At 71.5% G+C, this 23009-nt stretch carries 21 protein-coding genes; 10 read left to right on the top strand and 11 right to left on the bottom strand.

All coding sequences use genetic code 11. The features are described from left to right. Positions 1–78: 78 nt before the first annotated feature. Genes ACERZO_RS22145 through ACERZO_RS22135 form a run of 3 tightly spaced genes read right to left on the bottom strand, consistent with a single transcriptional unit; the run spans position 79 to position 2855 of the window. Positions 79–798: a maleylpyruvate isomerase family mycothiol-dependent enzyme gene (locus ACERZO_RS22145; RefSeq protein ID WP_372666634.1), complete on the bottom strand. Its 720-nt coding sequence runs from the start codon at positions 796–798 to the stop codon at positions 79–81. Positions 799–851: 53 nt separating this feature from the next. Next, a complete protein-coding gene (gene ndk, locus ACERZO_RS22140; RefSeq protein ID WP_043777641.1) occupies positions 852–1262 on the bottom strand; it encodes a nucleoside-diphosphate kinase in 411 nt (136 codons plus the stop codon). A gap of 57 nt (positions 1263–1319) precedes the next feature. Then, positions 1320–2855 (bottom strand): alkaline phosphatase D family protein, encoded by a 1536-nt coding sequence (locus ACERZO_RS22135; RefSeq protein ID WP_372666633.1) that lies wholly within the window; start codon positions 2853–2855, stop codon positions 1320–1322. A gap of 123 nt (positions 2856–2978) precedes the next feature. On the opposite strand from ACERZO_RS22135, the gene ACERZO_RS22130 reads away from it, so the two are divergent. Continuing rightward, positions 2979–5336: a penicillin acylase family protein gene (locus ACERZO_RS22130; protein WP_372666632.1), complete on the top strand. Its 2358-nt coding sequence runs from the start codon at positions 2979–2981 to the stop codon at positions 5334–5336. A 21-nt stretch (positions 5337–5357) separates the two neighbouring features. Here ACERZO_RS22130 and ACERZO_RS22125 read toward each other — a convergent pair whose 3' ends face one another. Continuing rightward, the gene (locus ACERZO_RS22125) at positions 5358–5927 is read right to left on the bottom strand and encodes a TetR/AcrR family transcriptional regulator (protein ID WP_372666631.1); all 570 of its coding nucleotides are present in this window, start codon (positions 5925–5927) and stop codon (positions 5358–5360) included. Positions 5928–6013: 86 nt separating this feature from the next. On the opposite strand from ACERZO_RS22125, the gene ACERZO_RS22120 reads away from it, so the two are divergent. After that, positions 6014–6907 carry an SDR family oxidoreductase gene (locus tag ACERZO_RS22120; RefSeq protein WP_372666630.1) on the top strand — a complete coding sequence of 298 codons (894 nt, stop codon included), beginning with the start codon at positions 6014–6016 and terminating at the stop codon, positions 6905–6907. A gap of 4 nt (positions 6908–6911) precedes the next feature. Here ACERZO_RS22120 and ACERZO_RS22115 read toward each other — a convergent pair whose 3' ends face one another. Together ACERZO_RS22115 and folC are read right to left on the bottom strand one after the other, a co-directional pair. Beyond that, the gene (locus tag ACERZO_RS22115; RefSeq protein ID WP_372667206.1) at positions 6912–7271 is read right to left on the bottom strand and encodes a DUF4233 domain-containing protein; all 360 of its coding nucleotides are present in this window, start codon (positions 7269–7271) and stop codon (positions 6912–6914) included. A 35-nt stretch (positions 7272–7306) separates the two neighbouring features. Then, positions 7307–8962, bottom strand: coding sequence for a bifunctional tetrahydrofolate synthase/dihydrofolate synthase (gene folC, locus ACERZO_RS22110; RefSeq protein WP_372666629.1), 1656 nt, complete (start codon positions 8960–8962; stop codon positions 7307–7309). 72 nt (positions 8963–9034) lie between these two features. On the opposite strand from folC, the gene ACERZO_RS22105 reads away from it, so the two are divergent. Further along, a complete protein-coding gene (locus tag ACERZO_RS22105; RefSeq protein WP_372666628.1) occupies positions 9035–9670 on the top strand; it encodes a class I SAM-dependent methyltransferase in 636 nt (211 codons plus the stop codon). 76 nt (positions 9671–9746) lie between these two features. Further along, positions 9747–10607, top strand: coding sequence for an SGNH/GDSL hydrolase family protein (locus ACERZO_RS22100; RefSeq protein ID WP_372666627.1), 861 nt, complete (start codon positions 9747–9749; stop codon positions 10605–10607). On the opposite strand, the gene ACERZO_RS22095 is transcribed toward ACERZO_RS22100, so the two are convergent. Both ACERZO_RS22095 and ACERZO_RS22090 read right to left on the bottom strand, forming a co-directional pair. Then, the gene (locus ACERZO_RS22095; RefSeq protein WP_372666626.1) at positions 10591–11367 is read right to left on the bottom strand and encodes an alpha/beta fold hydrolase; all 777 of its coding nucleotides are present in this window, start codon (positions 11365–11367) and stop codon (positions 10591–10593) included. The two genes, ACERZO_RS22100 and ACERZO_RS22095, sit on opposite strands and share 17 nt — an antisense overlap. Before the next feature lie 3 nt (positions 11368–11370). Continuing rightward, positions 11371–12132, bottom strand: a complete 762-nt coding sequence (locus ACERZO_RS22090) for an alpha/beta fold hydrolase (RefSeq protein WP_372666625.1) — start codon at positions 12130–12132, stop codon at positions 11371–11373. A gap of 88 nt (positions 12133–12220) precedes the next feature. On the opposite strand from ACERZO_RS22090, the gene ACERZO_RS22085 reads away from it, so the two are divergent. Next, entirely contained in the window at positions 12221–13108 is an 888-nt protein-coding gene (locus tag ACERZO_RS22085; protein WP_372666624.1) for a LysR family transcriptional regulator, read from the top strand. Positions 13109–13220: 112 nt separating this feature from the next. Here ACERZO_RS22085 and ACERZO_RS22080 read toward each other — a convergent pair whose 3' ends face one another. Beyond that, positions 13221–15842, bottom strand: coding sequence for a valine--tRNA ligase (locus tag ACERZO_RS22080; protein WP_372666623.1), 2622 nt, complete (start codon positions 15840–15842; stop codon positions 13221–13223). 56 nt (positions 15843–15898) lie between these two features. Between ACERZO_RS22080 and ACERZO_RS22075 the strand changes: the two genes are divergently transcribed. From ACERZO_RS22075 to ACERZO_RS22055, 5 genes are all read left to right on the top strand, one after another. After that, positions 15899–16201, top strand: a complete 303-nt coding sequence (locus ACERZO_RS22075) for a hypothetical protein (RefSeq protein WP_372666622.1) — start codon at positions 15899–15901, stop codon at positions 16199–16201. A 52-nt stretch (positions 16202–16253) separates the two neighbouring features. Then, positions 16254–17246 (top strand): hypothetical protein, encoded by a 993-nt coding sequence (locus ACERZO_RS22070; RefSeq protein WP_372666621.1) that lies wholly within the window; start codon positions 16254–16256, stop codon positions 17244–17246. Positions 17247–17298: 52 nt separating this feature from the next. Continuing rightward, positions 17299–17736: a MarR family winged helix-turn-helix transcriptional regulator gene (locus ACERZO_RS22065; protein ID WP_372666620.1), complete on the top strand. Its 438-nt coding sequence runs from the start codon at positions 17299–17301 to the stop codon at positions 17734–17736. Positions 17737–17801: 65 nt separating this feature from the next. After that, positions 17802–19103 carry an MFS transporter gene (locus ACERZO_RS22060; RefSeq protein ID WP_372666619.1) on the top strand — a complete coding sequence of 434 codons (1302 nt, stop codon included), beginning with the start codon at positions 17802–17804 and terminating at the stop codon, positions 19101–19103. 42 nt (positions 19104–19145) lie between these two features. Continuing rightward, positions 19146–21452 carry an FdhF/YdeP family oxidoreductase gene (locus tag ACERZO_RS22055; RefSeq protein ID WP_372666618.1) on the top strand — a complete coding sequence of 769 codons (2307 nt, stop codon included), beginning with the start codon at positions 19146–19148 and terminating at the stop codon, positions 21450–21452. Here ACERZO_RS22055 and ACERZO_RS22050 read toward each other — a convergent pair. After that, positions 21443–21934, bottom strand: coding sequence for a hypothetical protein (locus ACERZO_RS22050; RefSeq protein ID WP_372666617.1), 492 nt, complete (start codon positions 21932–21934; stop codon positions 21443–21445). The two genes, ACERZO_RS22055 and ACERZO_RS22050, sit on opposite strands and share 10 nt — an antisense overlap. 333 nt (positions 21935–22267) lie before the next feature. After that, complete coding sequence (locus ACERZO_RS22045) at positions 22268–22843, bottom strand: hypothetical protein (protein WP_372666616.1); 576 nt, start codon at positions 22841–22843, stop codon at positions 22268–22270. Positions 22844–23009: the final 166 nt, after the last annotated feature.

Genomic DNA, 23009 nt, shown 5'->3' with positions numbered 1-23009 from the left:
ACCAGCACAGCGCAGTGGCACGGCCGGGGGAAGGCTTCCCGGTGAACGCCGCCTGAATGGTCTAGAACAGCTCCCGGGTCAGGCGGTGAAAGGGGCCTTGAGGAGCTGATCGGCGATCGCGGTGTCACCGCTGACGCCCGGCGGGGTCGCCGTCCGCTTCCACAGGTGCAGCAGGAGGTCCCGGGCCGGCGCCTCGGCGGTCGCGGCGGGTTCGGTCGCCGGGCCGAGCGCGGGCGGTTCGCCCGGGTGCAGCGTCCAGACGTCGCCGGTGTCGGTGGCGCGCAACGCGAGGGGCGCGGTCAGCGACGGCGCGGCGTGCCAGCGCGTCACGCGCGGGAGCCAGGCGGTCAGGAGCTCGTCGACGCCGTCCGCGGCCACGGCGGGGTCGAGCACGTGGTCGCTACCCGAGTCGGCGAGGTGGACGGCGGTTTCGTGGACCTGGCGGCGGAACCAGAACGCCTTGGTCTTCTCGGTGCCGCCGAAGTGCCAGCACCGGTCTTCGGGGGTGACTTCGGAAAGCGCGTCGAGCAGGATGGCGGCGCTTTCGGCGTACCAGGTGGCCAGGTCGGTGCCCGGAGTCTGCTCGAAGTCCTGCGGCTGCACTTCGCCGGTGGTGACGACGGTGGCGGCCCAGCGGTGCACGTTCCCGAGGTGCGTGCCGAGGTCGGCGAGCGTCCAGCCGGCGCAGTCGGGCACCGCGGCGGCCGGGTCGGCGGTGTGCAGCCGCTCGGCGAACGCGCTGGTCAGCTCGCGCAGCACCGGCAGGTACTCGCGGGCCGGGAACGGCATCGTCGTCATCGGGTCTCCCCCAGGAAACCGGGGCCGCGCGGCGGGCGCGGCCCCGGTGCCGGTCACAGGTCGGGGAACCAGAGCTTCAGCTCGCGCTCGGCCGACTCCGGGGAGTCCGAGCCGTGCACCAGGTTGTACTGGGTCTCCAGCGCGAAGTCGCCGCGGATGGTGCCCGGGGTGGCCTTCTCGACCGGGTCGGTGCCGCCGGCCAGCTGCCGGAACGCGGCGATGGCGCGCGGCCCCTCCACGGCGAGCGCGACCAGCGGGCCCGACGTGATGAACTCGAGCAGGTCGCCGAAGAACGGACGCTCCTTGTGCTCGGCGTAGTGCTCCTCGGCCAGCGCCTGCGGAACGGTCCGCAGCTCTAGGGCGGCGAGCTTCAGGCCCTTGCGCTCGATCCGCGAGACGACCTCGCCGACGAGGCCGCGCGCGACGCCATCGGGCTTGACGAGGACCAGCGTGCGTTCAGTCACGACGGTGTTTCTCCTTGTTGCGGTTTGGGTCGGTGCGCGTGAGCGTAGCCGACCCGGTCAGCGGCCCTGCGGGTGCAGCTTCTTCGACCACAGCGACGTCCCGGTGGCGTCCCGCAGGTCCACCGTCAGGTCACCGCTGCCGCCGTCGATGTTCAGCTCGCCGAAGTGCTGGAAGCCGTCGATCGGGGCCGTGTTCGCGACCGGTGGGGCGTGGACGAACACCGCCTCCGGGCCGAACGTCGGGTCCAGCTGGTTGGGCCCGAACGCGCCCGCGTTCAGCGGTCCCGACACGAACTCCCAGAACGGGTCGAAGTCCTGGAACGCCGCCCGGTCGGGGGAATAGTGGTGCGCCGCCGTGTAGTGGACGTCCGCCGTCAGCCAGACCACGTTGCGGACGCGGCGGCGCTGGATCTCGCGCAGCACCCACGCCAGCTCCGTCTCGCGGCCGCCCGGCGCGCCCGGCAGGTTGTTCGCCACCGCTTCGATCGCGGCGCCGTCCGGGACGACCAGGCCCAGCGGCATGTCCGCCTGGACGATCTTCCACGTCGCCGTGCTGCGGCCGAGCGCGTCGGCCAGCCAGCGGGCCTGCGCGTCGCCGAGGATGTAGCCCGGCTTCGTCTGGTCCGCGGTGTTGGCGTTGCGGTAGGTCCGCATGTCCAGTACGAAGATCTCGGCGCGCGAGCCGTACTTGAAGCTGCGGTAGACGCGGCCGTCGACCGCGGCGCGCGAGTCGATCGGGTGCCACTCGTGGAACGCCTGGTACGCCCGCGGCGCGAGGACGTCGACGCGCTTCTCGGTGTACGCCGGGTTGTCGAGGATCTTGCCCGGGTACCAGTTGTTCAGGACCTCGTGGTCGTCCCACTGGACGTAGGAGGGCACCTGCGCGGCGAACCGGCGGAAGTTCTCGTCGAGCCGGTTGTACGCGTGCTGGCCGCGGAACTCGTCGAGGGTCTCGGCGACCTTGGACTTCTCCGCCGTGACGACGTTGCGCCACGTGCGGCCGCCGGGCAGGGCGACCGTTTCCGTCAGCGGGCCGTCGGAGTACACCGTGTCGCCGCTGTGCAGGAACAGGTCCGGGCGGCGGGCCGCCATCGCCGAGAAGATCGTCATGCCGCCCAGGCCCGGGTTGATGCCCCAGTTCTGGCCGACGACGTCGCCCGACCACACGATCCGGGTGTCGCGGCGGCCCACCGGCGCGGTGGCGAACCGGCCGGTCAGCGGCTCGCTCGTGGCGCGCCCGTCGAGGGACTCCGCCGTGACGCGGTAGTGGTACTCGGTGCCGGGCGCGAGGCCGGCGACGCGGACCTGCCCGGTCCCGCCGGTGGCCGGTCCGGCGAGCGGGCCCGGCACCCGGCGCGCGTGCCGGAACGACGGGTCGCGCGCGATTTCGACGCACAGCCGCGACGGCCGGTCGGCCCGCGACCAGACGATCGCCGAACCGGGCGTGACGTCGCCGGAGGAGACGCCGTGGGTGAGCACGGGCCGGTCGCCGCGCACGAGCGGCGTCGCGGCGAACGCCGTCGAGGGCAGCACCAGGCTGGCGGCGGCGCCGGTGAGACCGGCCTTGAGCAGGGAACGGCGAGAGTGGGTCATGCGCGGTTTCTATCCCGCCCCGGCCAACGCCGGTTTGCGCGCGGGTGAACGAATCCCCGGGTTTTCCCCCATGTCCGCGCGTCGTCGCCATCGGTAGCGTGGCGATCACGACAAGGGGGTCAGATGAGACCATTCAGGAAAACCCTGGCGGTTCTGACAGCGGCACTCACCATCACCACACTGGGGACCGGCATCGCGGAAGCCGGTGAAGAAGGCGGCGGGAAAGCCGTCCTCCGCTACACCGAACACGGCATCCCGCACATCGTCGCGAAGGACTTCGCCGGCCTCGGCTACGGGTACGGCTACGCGGCGGCGACCGACAACATCTGCGAGCTCGCGAACATCTACCTCACGGTGAGCGCGCAGCGGTCGGAGTACCTCGGCCCGGACGGCGGCGGCTACCCGTCGCTTTCGGATGCCGAGAGCAACCTGCACAGCGACCTGTTCTTCCAGCGGATCAACGACTCGGGCGTCGTCGACCGGCTGGCCGCGCAACCCGCGCCGCAGGGGCCGCGGCCCGAGGTCCGGCAGATCGTTTCGGGGTACGTCAAGGGGTTCAACGCCTACCTCGCCCGCACCGGCCGGTCCGGGATCTCCGACCCGGCCTGCCGCGGCGCCGGCTGGGTCCGGCCGATCACCGAACAGGACTTCTACCGGCACTTCTACGCCATCGCGATCACCGGCGGCCAGGGCGTGGTGACCGAAAGCCTGTTCGCCGCACCACCTTCCGGCGCGACACCGGCGCCGGGCACGGCCGCGCAGCTGTCCGACCAGGTCAAGAAGGCGCTGAGCGGCAGCGGGCTGGGCAGCAACGGCATCGCGATCGGCGCCGACTCCACCGCGGCGGGCCAGGGCAGCGTCCTGCTCGGCAACCCGCACTACCCGTGGCAGGCCGGGCGCCGGTTCTGGCAGAGCCAGCTGACCATCCCCGGCCGGTTCGACGTCGCCGGCGCGAGCCTGCTGGGCATGCCGTTCGTCCAGATCGGGCACACCGCCGACGCGGCCTGGACGCACACGGTGTCCACGCCGGTCACGTTCGGCCTCTTCGAGGTGCCGCTGCAGGCGGGCGACCCGACGACGTACGTGGTCGACGGCAAGCCGGAGAAGATGACGTCCCGCGCCGTCACGGTCCAGGTGCGTCAGGCCGACGGCTCGCTGAAGCCGGTCAGCCAGACGTTCTGGTCGACGCGGTACGGGCCGGTGATGGCCGACTTCCAGGGCATTCCGCTGCCGTGGACGGCGAAGTCGGCGTACGCGGTCCGCGACGCCAACGCGACGAACCTGCGCGGGCTCAACACGTGGTTCGAACTGGACCAGGCCCGCAGCACCGGTGACATCGTGCGGGCGCTGAGCCGCACACAGGGCGTCCCGTGGGTCAACACCATCGCCACCGACCGGGCGGGCAACGCGCTCTACGCCGACATCCAGGTCGTCCCGCACGTCACCGACGAGCTGGCGGACGCGTGCAGCACCGTCACGGGCCGGGAAACGTTCGAGCTGGTCGGACTGGCCATTTTGGACGGTTCGAAGTCCTCGTGCCAGTGGGGTTCCGACCCGGGTGCCGTCGAGCCGGGCATCTTCGCGCCGGCGCGGCTGCCGCAGCAGCAAAGCCGTGGCTACGAGCTGAACGCCAACGACAGCGCCTGGCTGGCGAACGCGAAAGCACCCATCACGGGGTACCCGCACATCGTCGGCGACATCGGCACCGAACGCTCGCCGCGCACGCGGGAAGCGTTGCTGACGGCCGAAAAGGGCGGCTTCACGACGGACTCGATGAAGAAGATGCTCTTCACCGACCACAGCCTGTTCGCCGACCTGACGGCGGCGGACCTGGCGAAGCTGTGCGCGTCCTTCCCGGGCGGGCAGGCACCGTCGTCGACCGGCCCGGTGCCGGTCGGGCCGGCCTGCGACGCGCTGGCGAAGTGGGACCACACGTACTCCCTCGACAGCCGGGGTTCGCTGCTGTTCCAGCGGTTCGCGGCGCGGCTCGGCACCGCGGACCGGTTCACCGTCCCGTTCGACCCGAAGGCGCCGCTGACCACGCCGAACACGCTCAACGCCGGCAACGCGGACGTGCAGAAGGCGTTCGGCGACGCCCTCGTGGAACTGCGCACAGCCGGGCTGGCCCCCGACGCGCGGCTGCGGGACGGGCAAGCGGTGACGCGCAACGGCGAACGCATCCCGATCCACGGCGCCCAGGGCTTCCTCGGCGTGCTCAACGTGATGACGCCGGAGTGGGACCCGGCGCGCGGGAACGTCGAGGTGGCGCACGGGTCGAGCTACCTCCAGGTGGTCGGGTTCCGCGGGAACGCGTGCCCGGACTCCTCGACGTTGCTGACGTACTCGCAGTCGGCGAACCCGAAGTCGCCGTACTTCAGCGACCAGACGAAGCTCTACAGCCGGGGTGAATGGGTGAAGGGACGCTTCTGCGAAGCGGACATCCTGCGCTCCCCGGCGTTGCGGGTGGTCGTCCTGCGCTGACGTCCCGGCGGAGGCGGGCGCTCAGCCGCCCGTCTCCGCCGCCAGCGTGCGCAACTCGGCGAAGGCCTCGTCGAGGTGCTCGTCGAAACCGCGGCCGGACTCCTCGATCCAGGTGCCGGCCGCGTGGTGGAAGGTCACCCAGCCGACGTGGGCGGCCAGCGCGGCGAGCCGGTCGGTGACGCCGCGGGCGCGCAGGGCCGCCGCCAGTGCGTCGGTCATCGTCGCGGCCTTGGCCAGGTCGCGTTCGCGCAGCGCCGGGGTCGCGGCGATGACCGCCAGCCGCGGTTCGGCGAACGACCGGTTGCCTTCGAGGATCCGCGCGGCCTTCCGGAACGCGCGGAGCAGGACTTCGAGCGGCGGCAGGCCATCGGGCGCGCCGGCCACCGACTCGGTCAGATCCGCGCGCAGGGTCGCTTCGCCGTCGAACAGCACTTCGCGCTTGTCCGGGAAGTGCCGGAAGAACGTGCGTTCGGTGACGCCGGCCCGGGCCGCGATCTCGGCGGTGGTGGTCCGGTCGAAGCCCCGCTCGACGTACAGCTCCAACGCCGCCTGCTGAAGGCGGCGACGCGCTTCTTCTCCGCTGCGTGGCACCCCGTCAGCTTACCTGTTGTGACAGTGACTGACACTACGAGGTACAGTTCGTAGCGTCAGTCACTGTCACTACGCGGGAGAGTCCCATGCACGTCTTCATCACCGGCGGGTCCGGCCAGACCGGACCCGCCGTCGTCACCGAGCTGATCGCGGCCGGGCACACCGTCACCGGCCTGGCCCGGTCGGACGCGGCCGCCGCCCGGCTCGAGGCGCTCGGCGCCACCCCGCACCCCGGCTCGCTCGACGACCTCGACAGCCTCCGCGCCGGCGCCGAAGCCGCCGACGGCGTCCTGCACATGGCCTTCGGCGGCGACTTCACCGACCTGGCCGACATGACGCGCCGCGACCGCACCGCGATCGAGACGCTCGGGCAGGTCCTCGCCGGTTCGGGCAAGCCGTTCGTGAGCACGTCCGGCACGCTGGTCATGCCCGCGGGCCGCGAAACCACCGAGCGGGACGAGCCCGACACCTCGGGGCTCGCCGCCTTCCGGATCGCCGGCGAACGGGCCTGCCTGGACTTCGCCGGGAAGGGCGTGCGCGCGAGCGTGGTCCGGCTCGCCCCGACCGTCCACGGCCCCGGTGACCACGGGTTCATCGCCTGGCTCGTGGACACCGCGCGCAAGACCGGGCAGTCGGCCTACGTCGGCGACGGCGCCAACCGCTGGCCCGCGGTGCACCGGCTCGACGCGGCGGTCGTGTTCCGCCTCGCCCTGGAAGAAGCCCCATCGGGCAGCATCCTGCACGCGACGGCCGAAAACGTGCCGTTCCGAAGCATCGCGGAGACGATCGGACGCGGTCTCGGCCTGCCCGTCGTCTCCCTGACGCCGGAGGAGGCCGCCGGGCACTTCGTCAGCCCGTTCATCGCCCGGGCCTACGGCATCGACGCGCCTGTCTCCAGCGCGGCCACGCGGGAGCTGCTCGGCTGGTCACCCCGCCACCCGGCACTGCTCGAGGACGTCGCGGACGGCGACTACCTGTAGGAGGTCAGGGCTGGGGCTGCTGCTGGCTCGCCAGGGTGCCGGCCGCCATCCGGCGGGCGACGTCCTTGCGCAGCCACAGCAGCCACAGCCAGACCGCCAGGAACAGCACGCCCAGCACGGCGACCGCAGGCAGCCAGAACACCAGCGCGATCAGCACGACCTGCAGGCCGAGGATGACCGGCACCGCCCACGGGCGCTTGACGAACCCGCAGGTCACGACCAGCAGGACCGCCACCGCGATGACCGTCCAGCCGGTGCCCGTGCTGATCCCGCCGCCGAGCTTGTTGACGACCGGCAGCGCGAGGGCGACCGTGATCGCCTCCATGATCAGCGTCCCCGACATCACACCGCGGAAGCCCTTCATCGGGTCCTTCGGCTTGGGGGCTTCGGTCGGCTCGCTCACGCCGGCTCCTTCCCGAACAGGGTGCGCGCCTCGCCGGCGGTGACGACCGAGCCGGTGACGAGGACGCCGCCGCCGGACAGCGGCTCTTCGGGGTCGTCGCTGGTCTCCACCAGCGCGATCGCCGTCTCGATCGCCGTCTCCAGGTCGGTTTCGGCGACCACGCGCTCCTCGCCGAAGATCGAGATCGCCAGCTGGTTCAGCTCGTCCAGCGGCATCGCGCGCGGTGACGAGTTGCGGGTCACGACGATGTCGGACACCACCGGCTCCAGGGCGTCGAGGATGCCGTGCGCGTCCTTCTCGGCCATCACGCCGACCACCGCGACCAGGCGGCGGAAGGCGAACTCCTCGGCCACGGTCGTGGCCAGCGCGCGGGCGCCGTGCGGGTTGTGCGCGGCGTCGATCATGACCGCCGGCGCGGCCCGGACCCGCTCGAGCCGCCCCGGCGTCTCGACTTCCGCGAACGCCTCGCGGACGGCCTCGACGACCAGCTGCTTGTCCTTGCCCGCGCCGAAGAACGCCTCGACCGCGGCCAGCGCCAGCGCGGCGTTCGCGGCCTGGTGGGCGCCGTGCAGCGGCAGGAAGATGTCGTCGTAGACCCCGCCGAGGCCCTGCAGCTTGAGCAGCTGCCCGCCGACGGCGATCTCCTTCTCGAGCACCCCGAACTCGCTGCCCGCGCGGGCGACCGCCGCGTCGACCTCGACGGCTCGGGCCAGCAGCACCTTCAGGACCTCGGGGTCCTGCTCGGCGATGACCGCGACCGAGCCGGGCTTGATGATGCCCGCCTTTTCGCGTGCCGCGCTGACCGCGTCGGGCCCCAGGTATTCGACGTGGTCGAGGCCGATCGGCGTGATGACCGCGACGTCGGCGTCCGCGACGTTCGTGGCGTCCCAGGCGCCGCCCAGGCCCGCTTCGAGCACGGCGGCCTCCACCGGCGCGTCGGCGAACGCGGCGAACGCCATCCCGGTGAGGATCTCGAACTTGCTCATCGCGACGCCGTCCGCGGCGGCACCGTCCACCATGGACACGTACGGCGCGATGTCGTGCCACAGCTCGGCGTAGCGCGCGGCGGAGATCGGCTGCCCGTCGAGCGCGATCCGCTCGGTGACCAGCTGCAGGTGCGGGCTCGTGTAGCGGCCGACGCGCAGGCCCATCCGGGTCAGCAGCGCGTCGATCATCCGGGCCGTGGAGCCCTTGCCGTTCGTGCCGGCGACGTGCAGCACCGGGTAGCCCTTGTTCGGCTCGCCCAGCAGCTGCGTCAGCGCGGAGATCCGGGTCAGCGACGGCTCGATCTTCGTCTCGGGCCAGCGCTGGTTCAGCTCGGCCTCGACGGCCAGCAGCTCGCGCCGCGCTTCGGGCCCGTCCGGGTCGCCGAAGACCGCGGCTTCGCCCTGGTCGTCGAGTTCGTGCAGCTCGGCGTCCTCGGGCACCGTCAGGTCGGGCACCGGGCCGGTGGCGAGGTTGTCGCCCAGCTGGCCGACGCCGCCGATGCCGCCGCGCGCGCCGCCGCCCGCTTCGAACGCGGTGTCGCGGACGTCCAGCTCCGGGTCGTGGTCGTCGGACTCCTCGTACCCCGACGTCCCCAGTTCGTCGACGCCCGCGAAGCTGTCGAGATCCGACAGGTCCGGCTTGCGACCTGTCTCATCCTGCGGCACTGAATCTCCTCCGGCCTGGGGTTTCGGCTTGCCTTGCGAGTCTACGTGCGGGCGCGGTGGCACTCTCGACGCATGCCGTTCAACCACAACGACCACTACCACCCGCTGCTGCTGGACCACCTGCCGCCGGGCCCGGGGATCGCGCTGGACGTCGGGTGCGGCACGGGCCGCTTCGCGCGGCGGCTGGCCGCGACCGGCATGGCGGTGGAGGCGGTCGACGTCTCCGCGGCGATGGTCGAGGCGGCGGCGGGCCTCGGGTCCCCCGGCCCGGGCGAGATCGTCTACCGGCAGGCCGACGTCACGACCGATCCCCTGCCCGAGGCTCACTACGACTTCATCTCGTGCCTGGCGTCGCTGCACCACATGCCGTTCGAGACGCTCGCCAAGCTGCGCCGCGCTTTGGTGCCGGGTGGGGTGCTGGTGGTGCTGGGCCTGGCCAGGCCCAGCACGCCGGTGGACTGGGCGCGGGCCGTGGCGGCGGTGCCGGTGAACGCGCTCGCACGGCTCGTCGTCTACGCCGGCGAGCGGCTGAACGGCGGCGCCGAGGACGGCCCGAAAGCCCCGGTCGTCGACGACTACCCGACGCTCGCCGAAGTGCGGCGCGAGTCGGCCCGGCTGCTGCCCGGGAGCACGGTCCGGCCGTTGCTGTTCTGGCGGACGTTGATCACTTACCGTGAGCACGGCGACGGTGACCCCACTGCGGGGTGAAGTTCATCCCCGTCGCCGCCCGCGGCTCGCTAGATGTGGAGGCAGCGTTTCCACCAGCGAGAACGGGGTCTTCTTCATGCGCATCACCCGGCTGCTCACCGCCGTCGTCTCGGCAGCCATCCTGCTGCCGGCGTCGGCCACCGCCGCCTCCGCGGCGAGCATCGGCAGCTACGTCGCCCTCGGCGACTCCTACACCTCCGGGCCCTTCATCCCGGTCCAGCGGGTCGACCCGCTGGGCTGCGGCCGCTCGACGGCGAACTACCCGTCGGTGGTGGCCGCGGCGCTGCACCCGAAGCAGTTCACCGACGTCAGCTGCGCCGGCGCGGACACGACGAACATGACCCGGCCGCAGGGCGTGCCGTTCAACGGCACCAACCCGCCCCAGCTGGGCGCGCTGCGGATCGACACCGACCTCGTCACCCTCGGCATCGGCGGCAACGACTACGGCATCTTCGGCAGCCTGACCTCGACGTGCCCGGGCCTGCGGGCGAGCGACCCGACGGGCAGCCCGTGCGAGGAGCACTTCGGCGACTCCGTCACGACGACGATCGACAACATCGGGCCGCGGGTCGAGGCGGTGCTCGCCACGATCCACGAGCGTTCGCCGAAGGCGCGGGTCCTGCTGGTCGGCTACCCGCGGATCGCGCCGGAGAAGGGGTACTGCCCGGACGTGCTGCCGTTCGCCGACGGCGACTACGCGTGGCTGAACAGCGTCGAGGAGAAGCTGAACCTGACGCTGTCGGACGCGGCGGACGCGGACGGCGAGACGGAGTTCGTCGACACGTTCGGCCCGTCCCGCGGCCACGACGCGTGCGCGCGCGGCGGCTCGGCGTGGATCAACGGGAAGGACCAGAACATCTTCGAGGCGGCCGCCTACCACCCGCTCAAGGCGGGCATGGCGGGCGTGGCAGCGGTGGTGCTCAAGGCGTTGCGCTGAGGAACTCCAGCACGAGCCGGGCGAACTCGTCCGGCAGCTCGGCCGGGGCACCGTGCCCCGCGTCGATCTCGGCGGCGCGTGCGTCCGGGATCGCGGCGACCAGCTCACGCTGCTGCTCCGCCGTGACCAGCCGGTCGTGCGCGCTGCCGAGGACCAGGACGCGCGCGGTGATTCCCGGCAGGACTCTTCGGATGTCGACCATGCGGTCGGCCTCGATCTGACGGGCGGTCCCGGGCTGGATCGCCGTCTCGAGCGTCTTGACGAGCTGTTCGTTGCTCTCGGCGGTCGCCTGGTCCCAGTAGCGCGGGCCGAACGCCATCAGCGGCAGCATGCGGGCGAAGGTCCCGGTTTCGAGCAGGTCCAGCCAGTAGCGGAACTCGGCGTCCTGCCGGGTGTCGGTCGCGGGCCAGGCGGCGTGCAGGACCGCTTTCCGGACCCGGTCCGGACGGGTTCCGGCGAGGTGGGCCGCCACGACCGCGCCGAGCGAGTGGCCGACGACCTGGGCCTCTCGTACTCCGGCGTGCTCGAGTACGGCTTCGGCCTGGGCGGCGAGGGCTTCGACGGTGATCGGCCCGCCGTCGTCGGTGGTGAGGCCGGAGCCGGGGAAGTCGGGGGCGAGGACGGTTCGGTCTCGTGCCTGTGCGGTGAGCGGTGCCCATTGCTCGCGGGAGGCGGCGGTGCCGTGCAGCAGGAGCAGCGCGGGGCCGTCGCCGGTCCGGTCGTAGTGGACGACGGCGTCGTCGAGCGTCACTTTCGGCATCGTTCAGGCGATCTCTCGGAGGGCGGCGGTGAACGCGCGCGGGTCTTCCTGGTGCGGGATGTGGCCGCAGTTCTCGAGGACGCGCACCTTCGCGCCGGGCGTCTCCGCCGCGCACTCGCGTGAGACTTCGAGGGGGATCTGGGTGTCCAGTTCGCCGTGCAGGTAGGTGATCGGCACCTTCAGGTCCTTCAGCCGGGGCCGCGGGTCGTAGGTGGTGATCTCGGTGAAGTGGGCGTCGATGTAGACGCCGGAGTCGAGCAGCTGGCGGACGGTCCAGTCGACGAGCGCGGGCGAGGCCTTCGGGCCGAACCAGCCGGGCACCCAGCCGGCGACGGTGCCGAAGCGGTCGTCGACGAGCTTCGCCAGGAGGTCCTGCACGGTTTCGCGCATGCCGGTGCTCGGCCAGTACCCGGGACTGTCCACGGCGACCGCGTGGCGCACGAGTTCGGGCCGGGCGAGGGCGAGTTCGGTGGCGAAGACACCGGCGATGCTGGAACCGACGACAGTCGGTTCTGCTTCCAGCGTTTCGATCACCGCGGCGAGGTCGCCGACGACTCCGGCGATGGAGTTGCCGTCGAGCGGCCGGTCCGAGCGGCCGCAACCGCGCCAATCGAGCGTGATGACGCGGTGGTCGCGCACGAGATCGGGCAGGCAGGCCTGCCAGACGCGGCCGCTGGCGCCCCAGCCGTGCAGGAGCAGCAGGGCCGGGCCGGTGCCGGCGTCTTCGTAGTAGAGGCGGGTGTCGTTGACGTTCAGGTAAGGCATGCCTCGAGCTTGGTGCTCTTTTCCGCGGTCATCGATGGCCAGTCCGCTCGTACACTCATCACGAAAGCTGATGAATGGGGTGGGAGCGGTGGAGCTGCGGCAGCTCAGGTACTTCGTGGCGGTGGCGGAGGAGCTGCACTTCGGCCGCGCGGCGGAGCGGCTGCACATCGTCCAGCCGGCGGTGAGCCAGCAGGTCCGGCGGCTGGAGCGTTCGCTGGGGGTGGCGCTGTTCCTGCGCACGACGCGGTCGGTGGTGTTGTCGGAGGCCGGGCAGCGGTTTCCGCCGCACGCGCGGGCGGTGCTGTCGGCGGCCGACCGGGCGGCGGATTCGGTGGTGGAGTTCCGAACGTCCGGTTCGTCGGTCCGGCTCGGGACCAGCGAGGGGCTGGGTGATCGGCTGGATCTCCTCTTGGGGGCGTTCGCGCGGCTGGCGCCTTCGGTTTCGTTGGAGTTGGTGCATGCGCCGACTTCCCAGCGGTTGGAGCGGGTTCGGGACGGTTCCCTGGACGCGACCATCGTGCGGGGGTCTTGGCCCTCTTCCGGTCTCGACTTCACTCCTTTGTGGATGGACGAGGTTTTGGTGGCGTTGCCTGCTTCGCATCCTTTGGCTTCTTCTGCCGAGGTCTCTTTTGCTTCGCTGGCTTCGCTTCCCGTTCGGTTGAGCCCGCCTTCGCGGAACCGGCCGTTGTTCGAGCTGGTGGTGTCGTGTTGCCGTTCGGCGGGGTTCGAGCCGGTACTGGGCCCCGACTTCACGACGGCGCAGGACACGTTGGGGACGCTGGGGTTCGGCCGTCCACACTGGACGGTCTTCTACCGGGCGCACGCCAATTTGCTGCCGGTGCCGGGGGTGGTGTTCCGGCCGCTTCGGGAGCCGACGCCGCGGATGCAGACGTATTTGGCGACGCCGGCGGAGCGCCGGGTGACCCCGGAGGTGGTGGCGTTGATCGAAGCGGCCCGAACCATCGACGCGGGCTGAGCAGCCCCCGTTTTCCACGCTACCGAAGAGGTACGACAAAGCCCGGCTCCTCCTGCAGGGGGAACCGGGCTTTGCCCTGGCGGCACCTTCACGGGAAAGCGCCGCCGTCGACTCAGGAAGCCGGCAGGGTGGCCAACCGGGCCGTGATGCGGTCGATGTCCGCCACCGCCGTCTCGCGACGGGTCTTGATCTTGTCCACCACGTGCTCCGGGGCCTTCGCGATGAACGCCTCGTTGCCCAGCTTGCCCTCCGTCTGGGTCAGCTCCTTCTGCGCCGCCGCCAGGTCCTTCTCCAGCCGCTTGCGCTCCGCCGCCACGTCGACCGTGCCCGACAGGTCCAGCTCCACCGTCACCACGCCGTCGGCCAGGGCCACCTCGAGCGATGCGCTCGCCGCGAACTCGGGAGAAGGCGCCGTCAGGCGGACCAGCGAGCGGACCGCCTCTTCGTGGCCGCCCTCGTAACCCGCGAGGCGCGCCGCCACCTTCTGGCCCGGCTTCAGGCCCTGGTCCGCGCGGAAGCGGCGGATCTCCGTCACCAGCTTCTGGACGTCCGCGATTCGGGCGTCCGCGAGCGGATCCGAGAAAGACACGTCAGCCGAGGGCCAAGCGGCGACGACCAACGACGCACCGCCCGTCAACGCCGTCCACAGCTTCTCCGTGATGAACGGGATGAACGGGTGCAGCAACCGCAGCACCGTGTCCAGCACGTGCCCGAGGACAGCGCGAGTCGAGGAAACCCGCGAGGAATCCCCCTGGTACAGCTGGACCTTCGCCAGCTCCAGGTACCAGTCGCACAGCTCGTTCCACGTGAACTGGTAAAGCGCGCCCGCCACCTTCGCGAACTGGAAGTCCTCGAACAGGCCGTCCACTTCGGACACCAGCGCGCCCAGGCGGCCGAGGATCCAGCGGTCCGCCTCCGTCAACGAAGCAGCATCAGGCAACGGCGAAGCGACCGAAGCCCCGTTCATCATCGCGAACTTCGTCGCGTTCCACAGCTTCGTGCAGAAGTTGCGCGACCCCGCCGCCCACTCGTCGGCCAACGCCATGTCCGCGCCCGGGTTCGCGCCGCGGGCCAGGGTGAACCTGGTCGCGTCCGCGCCGTACGCGTCCATCCACTCCAGCGGGTCGATCACGTTGCCGCGCGACTTCGACATCTTCTTGCCGTTCGCGTCGCGGATCAGGCCGTGCAGGTACACGTGGTCGAACGGCTGCTTCCCCTGCATCTGGTGGACGCCGAACATCATCATCCGGACGACCCAGAAGAACAGGATGTCGTAGCCCGTCGAGAGCACGCTGGTCGGGTAGAACTTGGCCAGGTCTTCGGAAGACGAAGGCCATCCCAGCGTCGACATCGGCCACAAGCCCGACGAGAACCACGTGTCCAGGACGTCCGGGTCCTGCGTCCAGCCCGCACCGGACGGCGGCTGCTCGTCCGGGCCGACGCACACCACTTCACCGTCCGGGCCGTACCAGACCGGGATGCGGTGGCCCCACCACAGCTGGCGCGAGATCGTCCAGTCGTGCATGTTGTCGACCCAGTCGAAGTACCGCTTGCCCAGCTCCGGCGGGTGGATCTTGGTGCGGCCGTCGCGGACCGCGTCGCCGGCCAGCTTGGCCAGCTCCTCGACCTTGACCCACCACTGCAGCGACAGCCGCGGCTCGACGACCGTGTCGCACCGGGAGCAGTGCCCGACCGCGTGCACGTACGGCCGCTTTTCCGCGACGATCCGGCCCATCTCGCGCAGCGCCGCGACCACCGCCGGCCGCGCCTCGAAGCGGTCGAGACCCTGGAACGGGCCCGGGACCGTGATCTCGGCGCGCTCGTTCATCACCGTGAGCATCGGCAGGTCGTGGCGGCGGCCGATCTCGAAGTCGTTCGGGTCGTGCGCCGGGGTGACCTTCACCGCACCCGTGCCGAACTCCGGGTCGACGTGCTTGTCGGCCACGATCGGGATGCGGCGGCCGGTCAGCGGCAGCTCGACCTCGGTGCCGACCAGGTGCGCGTACCGCTCGTCGTCCGGGTGGACGGCGACCGCGGTGTCGCCCAGCATCGTCTCCGCGCGGGTCGTCGCCACCACGATCGCGTCGGCGCCGTCGCCGTAGCGGATCGAGACGAGCTCGCCGTCGTCTTCGTTGTGGTCGACCTCGATGTCCGACAGCGCCGTCTGGCAGCGCGGGCACCAGTTGATGATCCGCTCGGCGCGGTAGATCAGGCCCTCGTCGAAGAAGTTCTTGAACACCGTCTGGACGGCCTTCGACAGGTTCTCGTCCATGGTGAAGCGCTCGCGCGACCAGTCGACGCCGTCGCCGAGGCGCTTCATCTGGCCGAGGATCTTGCCGCCGTACTCGGCCTTCCACTCCCAGACGCGCTCGACGAACTTCTCGCGGCCCAGGTCGTGGCGGGAAAGCCCCTCGCCGGCCAGCTGGCGCTCGACGACGTTCTGCGTCGCGATGCCCGCGTGGTCCATGCCCGGCAGCCACAGCACCTCGTAGCCCTGCATGCGACGGCGGCGGCTCATCGCGTCCATCAGGGTGTGGTTGAGGGCGTGGCCCATGTGCAGCGAACCGGTGACGTTCGGCGGCGGCAGTACGATCGAGAACGGCGGCTTCCCCGACGAGGCGTCGGCCGTGAAGTACCCGGCCGCTACCCAGCGGTCGTACATCGGTGCTTCCTCGGCGGCCGGGTCCCAGGCACCCGGAAGGTCGGTGGTCTGCTGCGGAGCGTTCTCGGTCACAATGGACAAGTCTACGAACCCGTCACGGCGGGTCACCCAGGGGGAAGGCACTCGGGATGGCACAGCCTCAGCAGCCGCAGGATCCGGACGACCGGCGCCTCGAGACGCACCCGGACCTGATGAACCCGGACTGGCAGAAGTACGCCGAGCGGGACGCCTGGCTGGGCGCGAAGAAGGAGCTCAAGAAGCGGCGGAAACACGAGCGCCGCACGGGCGGCTACCAGCAGCCCGGGCACAGCCGGTGGCCGGGCGTGCTCGCGCTGCTGCTGGTCGTGGTCCTGGTCGCAGCGGCCATCGTCGTGCACCAGATCCAGGGCGTCGGCGTCAACGAAGCCTCGTTCCTCTTCTTCGGGTCGTAACGCCCGGCCCCCGCCGTCGATGTTCAGGCATCGACCTTGGGGGAAAGATCACGTGGACGACGACAACCTGCTCGATTCCCACCCGGACCTGATGGACCCGGAGTGGCGCAAGCACGCGCAGACGGACGCCTGGCTGGGCGCCAAGAAGGACCGCAGGCAGTTCCGCAAGCAGCAGAAACGCGCCTCGCGGAAACCCCGGCGGCGCTGGTGGATCTTCGGTGTGTTCGTGCTGATCCTGGCTGTGACGACCGCCGCGATCGTGTACGTCGGCAGGCGATCGGGACCGGCCCGGGAGGCCGTCCCGGAGATCCCGAACCCGACGGGCGTGCCGCAGTACGCCCACGTCGACCTGGCCCGGCCGTACAACGACACCCCCGCGCAGAACTGGCCGAAGGGCCTCGACGGCATCACCGCGGCCCCGGCCGGCCCCACCGAAGCCGACGCTTACGCCAAGGTCAAGCAGGTCATCTCCGCGGCCCGGCTCGATCCCGCGGTGCTGACCGGGCACGACCCGAAGGCCTTCCTCGCCCTGGTCGCGCCGGACATGCGCGCGCACCTGGCCGAGGTGTTCGCCCGCAAGCCGGCGAAGGACGTCGCGAGCTTCGACTCCTACGTGACCGAAATCGCCGACGGCTACCACCTGCTCGACGCCGGGCCGCGCTCGTTCGGCACCCTCGCCGCGCACCCCGGCGCCAAGCCCGGGGAGCTGGCCGTCGACGCCAAGTACGTCATCGCCTACGCCTTCGACAACGTCCACCCCGAGGGGCTGACCAGCCCGCACGAGATCGTCAGCTTCCTGCGCGTGGACGAGACGTACGTGCTCCGCAGCGGCAAGAGCTTCGCCAAGAGCAGCAACGGGCTCTGGCTCGAGAACGTCCACAGCGCGTTCTCGTCGGTCGGCTGCGCCGCCGCCAGGGAGGGCTTCCTCGCCCCCGGCTACGCGAACCCGCCGGCCCCCGGTCCGGGCACCGGCGCGGACCAGGACGCGCCCGGCTACTACGACCCGAAGTACCCCGTGCCGACCCTCGACGGCTGCCACGACTAGAAGTCCGTCACATCCGGATGCACAGCCTGGACTGTACAGTTAACCTGTGTGCATGGGCGAAGTACCCGCACACGTGGCCGAAAGCGCCGGCTGGCTCCGCGGCGTCGTCGCGCAGCTGCACCGGCGGCTGCGCCACGTCGACAACGCCGGGATCCTGACGCCGTCGCAGTCCGCCGTGCTCAACCGGCTGCACCGCGAAGGCCCCGCCACGCAAGGTGAGCTGGCCGCCGCCGAGCACGTGCGGCAGCAGTCGATGGCCGCCACCCTCGGGGTCCTCGACGAGCTCGGCTACCTCGCCCGCACCCCCGACCCGGCCGACCGGCGCCGCGTCGTGATCAGCCTGTCCGAGGCCGGCCGCGACACCGTGCGCGGCATCCTCCAGCACCGCGAGGAGTGGCTCGCCCAGGCGCTGGCCGACGCCCTGTCCCCCGCCGAACTCGAGATCGTCACCCGAGCGCTGCCGCTCTTGCAACGCGTAGCTCAGCACTAGAAGGAGTCCTCACGACCACCCTCACCGCTCCCGCGAAGTTCGGCGCCCGCCTGGTCTCCCCGCTGGTGGCCGGCGCGGTGCTCAACCCGATCAACTCCACCCTCATCGCCGTCGCGCTCGTGCCGATCGGCCAGAGCTTCGGCGCCGGCCCCGGCCAGACCGCGTGGCTGATCTCGGCGCTCTACCTGGCCACCGCGGTCGGGCAGCCGGTGGTCGGCCTGCTCGTCGACCGCTACGGCGCCCGCCGCGTCCTCCTCGGCGGCGCCACGCTGGTGATCATCGCCGGGATCGCCGGCCTGATCCCGATTTCCGTCGGCTGGCTGACGGGTGTGCGGGTCGTGCTGGGCCTGGGCACGTGCGCCGGGTTCCCGGCCGCGATGGCCGTGCTGCGCCACCACGCGGAAGCCACCGGCCAGGGCGTGCCGGCCCGCGTGCTCGCGCTGCTGTCGATGTCCGCGCAGACGGTGATGGTGATCGGCCCGACGCTCGGCGGCGTGCTGATCGCCCTGTTCGGCTGGCCGGCGATCTTCGCCGTCAACATTCCGCTGGCCGGGCTGTCGCTGGTGCTGGCGCTGCTGTGGGTGCCGAAGAGCGACCGCGGCGAGCGCACGGCGAAGCGGATCGACGTCCTGGGCATCGCGCTGTTCTCGGCGACCCTGCTGGCGCTGCTGTTCTTCCTGATGGACCCCGGCACCGACAGCTGGGTGCTCGCCCTCGTCGCGGTCTTCGGCACCGCGTTCACGCTGGTCGAGCTGCGCCGCCACGACCCGTTCCTCGACCTGCGGATGCTCGCGGCCAACCGCGCGATCCTGCGCACCTACCTGCGCCAGGCCCTGAGCTTCATGGCCATCTACGCGATCATGTTCGGCTACGTCCAGTGGCTCGAGACGACGCGGCAGCTGTCCGAGGAGGCCGCCGGGCTGATGCTGCTGCCGATGTCGGGCACGGCGATGTGCGCGGCCGCGTTTTCGGGCCGCGCGTCCGGGATCCGCGCGCGGCTGATCACGGTCGCGGTGGCCCTGGTCGGCGGCTCGGCGCTGCTGCTGCTCGTCCACGACGGCACGTGGGTCGGCGCGCTGCTGGCGCTGGCGGCGTTGTTCGGGCTGGCACAGGGGCTGACCAGCGTCGCGAACCAGACAACGCTCTACCGCGAGGCACCGGCCGAGCAGATGGGCACGGCGAGCGGCCTGTTCCGCACGGCGCAGTACTTCGGCGCGATCGTGGCGTCGACGCTCATCGCGCTCTGCTATGGCCCGCACGCGGACTCGGCCGGGCTGCACCGGCTGGCTTTCGCGCTGGTCGTCGTCAGCGTCCTGCTGCTCGTCGTCACCGTCGCCGACCGGGGGCTGCGCGCCGCCGAAGCGTGACCCGTGTTCGCGTTCCGGATCATCGAGGCGCACGATGAACGCATGACCCGTGAAGCGCCGGTGCAGGACGTCGACGAGAACCGCCTCGAGGTGGGCAAGCCGAAGGGCTGGGCGGCCGGGATACCGGGCGTGGCCGTGTCGCTCGCGCGCAGCGTCGAGCAGATGGGCACCGGCCGGACGGTCAAGGCGCTGCGGCTGCTGAACCAGCGCGAAGGCTTCGACTGCCCGGGCTGCGCGTGGCCGGAACCGCGCGAGGTCGACGGCGAGAAGCGCAAGCTGGCCGAGTTCTGCGAGAACGGCGCCAAGGCCGTCGCCGAGGAAGCCACGAAACGGCGCGTGGACCGCGAGTTCTTCGCGAAGCACCCGGTCGAGGACCTCCGGTCGAAGACCGACTACTGGCTCGGCCAGCAGGGCCGGATCACCGAGCCGTTCGTGCTCCGCGAAGGCGCGACGCACTACGAACCGATCTCCTGGGCCGACGCGTTCGAGCTGGTCGCCGGCGAGCTGAAAGCGCTGACCGACCCGAACGAGGCGATCTTCTACACCTCGGGCCGCACCAGCAACGAAGCCGCGTTCCTCTACCAGCTCCTGGTGCGTTCCTTCGGCACCAACAACCTTCCCGACTGCTCCAACATGTGCCACGAGTCCTCGGGCGCGGCGCTGGCCGCGACGACCGGCGTCGGCAAGGGCTCGGTCAGCCTCGCCGACATCCACAAGGCCGACCTCATCGTCGTCGTCGGGCAGAACCCGGGCACCAACCACCCGCGGATGCTCTCGGCGCTCGAAGAGGCCAAGGGGAACGGCGCGAAGATCATCGCCGTCAACCCGCTGCCCGAAGCCGGGCTGATGCGCTTCAAGAACCCGCAGAACGTCCGCGGCGTCGTCGGCAAGGGCACGCCGCTGGCCGACGAGTTCGCGCAGATCCGCCTCGGCGGCGACCTCGCGCTGTTCCAGGCCGTCGGGCACCTGCTGCTGGCCTGGGACGAGGAGGCGCCCGGCGCGATCGTCGACCGCGACTTCGTCGAGCGCGTCACCGAGGGCTTCGACGACTACGCCAAGCACCTGCGCGAGATCGACTGGACCGAGGTCGAGCGCGCCACCGGGCTGCCGCGCGAGCAGATCGAGCGCGTCGCGCGGATGATCGCGTCGTCGGAGCGGACGATCTACTGCTGGGCGATGGGCCTGACGCAGCACAAGCACGCCGTCCCGACCATCTCCGAGATCGCGAACCTGGCGCTGATGCGCGGGATGATCGGCAAGCCGGGCGCGGGCCTGTGCCCGGTGCGCGGCCACTCGAACGTCCAGGGCGACCGGACCATGGGCATCTGGGAGAAGATGCCGCAGTCCTTCATGGACGCGCTGGCCGCCGAATTCGGCGTCGAGGTCCCGCGCGAACACGGCTTCGACACCGTCGACGCGATCCGGGCGATGCGCGACGGCCGCGGCAAGGTGTTCTTCGCCGTGGGCGGCAACTTCGCGTCCGCGACGCCGGACACGGAGGCGACCGAGAAGGCGCTCGAGTCGTGCTCGCTCACCGTGCACGTCTCGACGAAGCTGAACCGGTCGCACGTCGTGCACGGCCGCACCGCGCTGGTCCTGCCGACGCTCGGCCGCACCGAGCGGGACGTCCAGGCGAGCGGCGAGCAGTTCGTCACGGTCGAGGACTCGATGTCGCAGGTGCACACCTCGCGCGGCCGCTTGAAGCCGGCCAGCGAGCACCTGCTGTCGGAGGTCGCCATCGTCTGCCGGCTGGGCGAGACGCTGTTCGGGGCCGGGCACGCCGTGCCGTGGCGGACGTTCGAGACCGACTACGACCTGATCCGCGACCGCATCTCCCGGGTCGTGCCGGGCTGCCAGGACTACAACCGCCGCGTCCGCGAGCCGGACGGGTTCGTGCTGCCGCACGCGCCGCGCGATTCGCGGGAGTTCACCGGGACGGCCAACGGCAAGGGCAACTTCACGGTGTCCGAACTGGAGTACCCGGCCGTGCCCGAGGGCCGGCTGCTGCTGCAGACCATGCGCAGCCACGACCAGTACAACACCACGATCTACGGGCTGTCCGACCGCTACCGCGGCATCGAGAACGCCCGCCGGGTGGTGCTGGTGAACCCGGCCGACATCACGGCGCTCGGCCTGACCGACGGCGCGCTGGTCGACCTGGTCTCGGAGTGGCGCGACGGCGACCGCCGGGCACCGGCGTTCCGCGTGGTGTCCTACCCGACGGCCCCGGGCTGCGCGGCGGCGTACTTCCCGGAGGCCAACGCGCTGGTGCCGCTGGACTCGGTGGCCGAGAAGTCGAACACGCCGGTGTCGAAGGCGATCGTGGTGCGCCTCGAGCCTCAGGCCTGACGAGCCGGTTCCGTCGCGGCGGCGGGGAGGTCGCGTCCGGTCCGGATCGGACCGGCGGCGGCGATCCCCGTCGCCGCGACCAGCACGGCCATGACCGCCCACACCGCCGCGCGCGGTCCGGCCAGCGAGCCGAGGGCCCCGGCGAGCAGGGCGCCGGCGGCGCTCGAGCCGTTGGCCAGCAGGCTGCTCGTCGCGACGACCCGGCCGCGCACGCCCGGCGGCGGGTACGTCTGGCGGAAGCCCGCGGCGAGCACGTTCGCGGCCACCACCGCCGCGCCGACGGCGACCCCGCCGGCCCCCGGAGCCGCCACCAGGACGCCCACGGCGCCGGGCGGAACGCCCACCTCCTGCACGAAGAAGACGACCTGGATCGCCTGGTAACCGGTCAGCGCGACGTTGGCGACCGCGCTGAACACCGCCAGCGAGCGCAGGTTCCGGTCACGGGCCACCCACCGCAGGCCGTCGGCGATCTCCCGGCGCACTGCTGAACAGCACACGGCGCCCAGGACGCGGCCGCGATCAAGCCCACGGTGAACGGGCCGGCGTGCGTCACGAGCACAGCCACCAGCGGCAAGGCGACGGTCGTGACACCACGTCTTTCGGGGGCTCCGGGTGGCGGAGCCCCCGGCCCGGGGCGAAGCCCCGGATGTCACAGCTGCCGAGCTTGCCGGTCGGCCCGCCCGCCCACAGCAGGCGGAAGTCCCGGTGCCGCCACAGGCCACCACGTCGTCCGGTCACCCGGCCCCCTCCCGATCTTCCGGGAGGATGCCGCGCACCGCGCGCGGCTGTCAGCGGGTTTCGCGACCGGCGGAACCTCAGCCCTTGTAGTCGCGCTGCAGGGTGTTGGTCATGTCGGTGACCACCGCCTGGACGTTGTCGAGCGTCGCCGGGGGGATCAGCGCCGCTTCCGTGCCGCCGTCGGCGATCGCCATGCCCAGCACCACGTTGCCCGTGCGGACCGCGGCCCACTGCTCGGAGAACCCGGCCTCGTCGCCGACGTCGGTGGCCAGCCGGACGCCCGAGTGGTCGCCGAGCGCGTCGGTCAGCAGCTGGCTCGCCTTGGTCGCTCCGTCGTCCGCGTCGGAGTCGGTGAACCGGACCACGGCGATCGTCACCAGCCGGTAGTCCTGCAGGTTGGGCTTGCCGCCGCCGAGGTCGCGGGCGAACACGCGCTTGCAGCTGGTGAGGTCGTTGCCCTCGGTCGAGCGGTCCTGGGGGATGACCTTCGCGTCGGCGGTCTTCACCGAGGCGGCCGGGACTTCGACGGTGCCGGGGGCGAGCTGGTTGTGCGCGTTCGGCCCGGGCAGCTTGCAGGCGTCGATCGATTCGGGGTAGTGCGCCGCGGCGGACGCCGACTGGCACCCGGCGCACAGAACGGCGGAAGCGAGCACCGGAAGGAGCCACCCTCCGCGGGCAACGCTGATACGCATAGGTTCCGGACTTTCCGTATTTCTGGAAATTGACTTTCCGGGTCGTCACCGGTCCGGTGATCTTTTCCGGTCCGCCCGGCGGGCCTGCCGCCGACGGTCATCGCACCCTGCCTCACCAGGGAGGCAG

Origin of the sequence: Amycolatopsis kentuckyensis (genome assembly GCF_041679295.1) — a bacterium.
GTDB classification, from domain to species: domain Bacteria; phylum Actinomycetota; class Actinomycetes; order Mycobacteriales; family Pseudonocardiaceae; genus Amycolatopsis; species Amycolatopsis kentuckyensis_A.
This window is presented reverse-complemented; position numbering and strand designations above follow the sequence as displayed.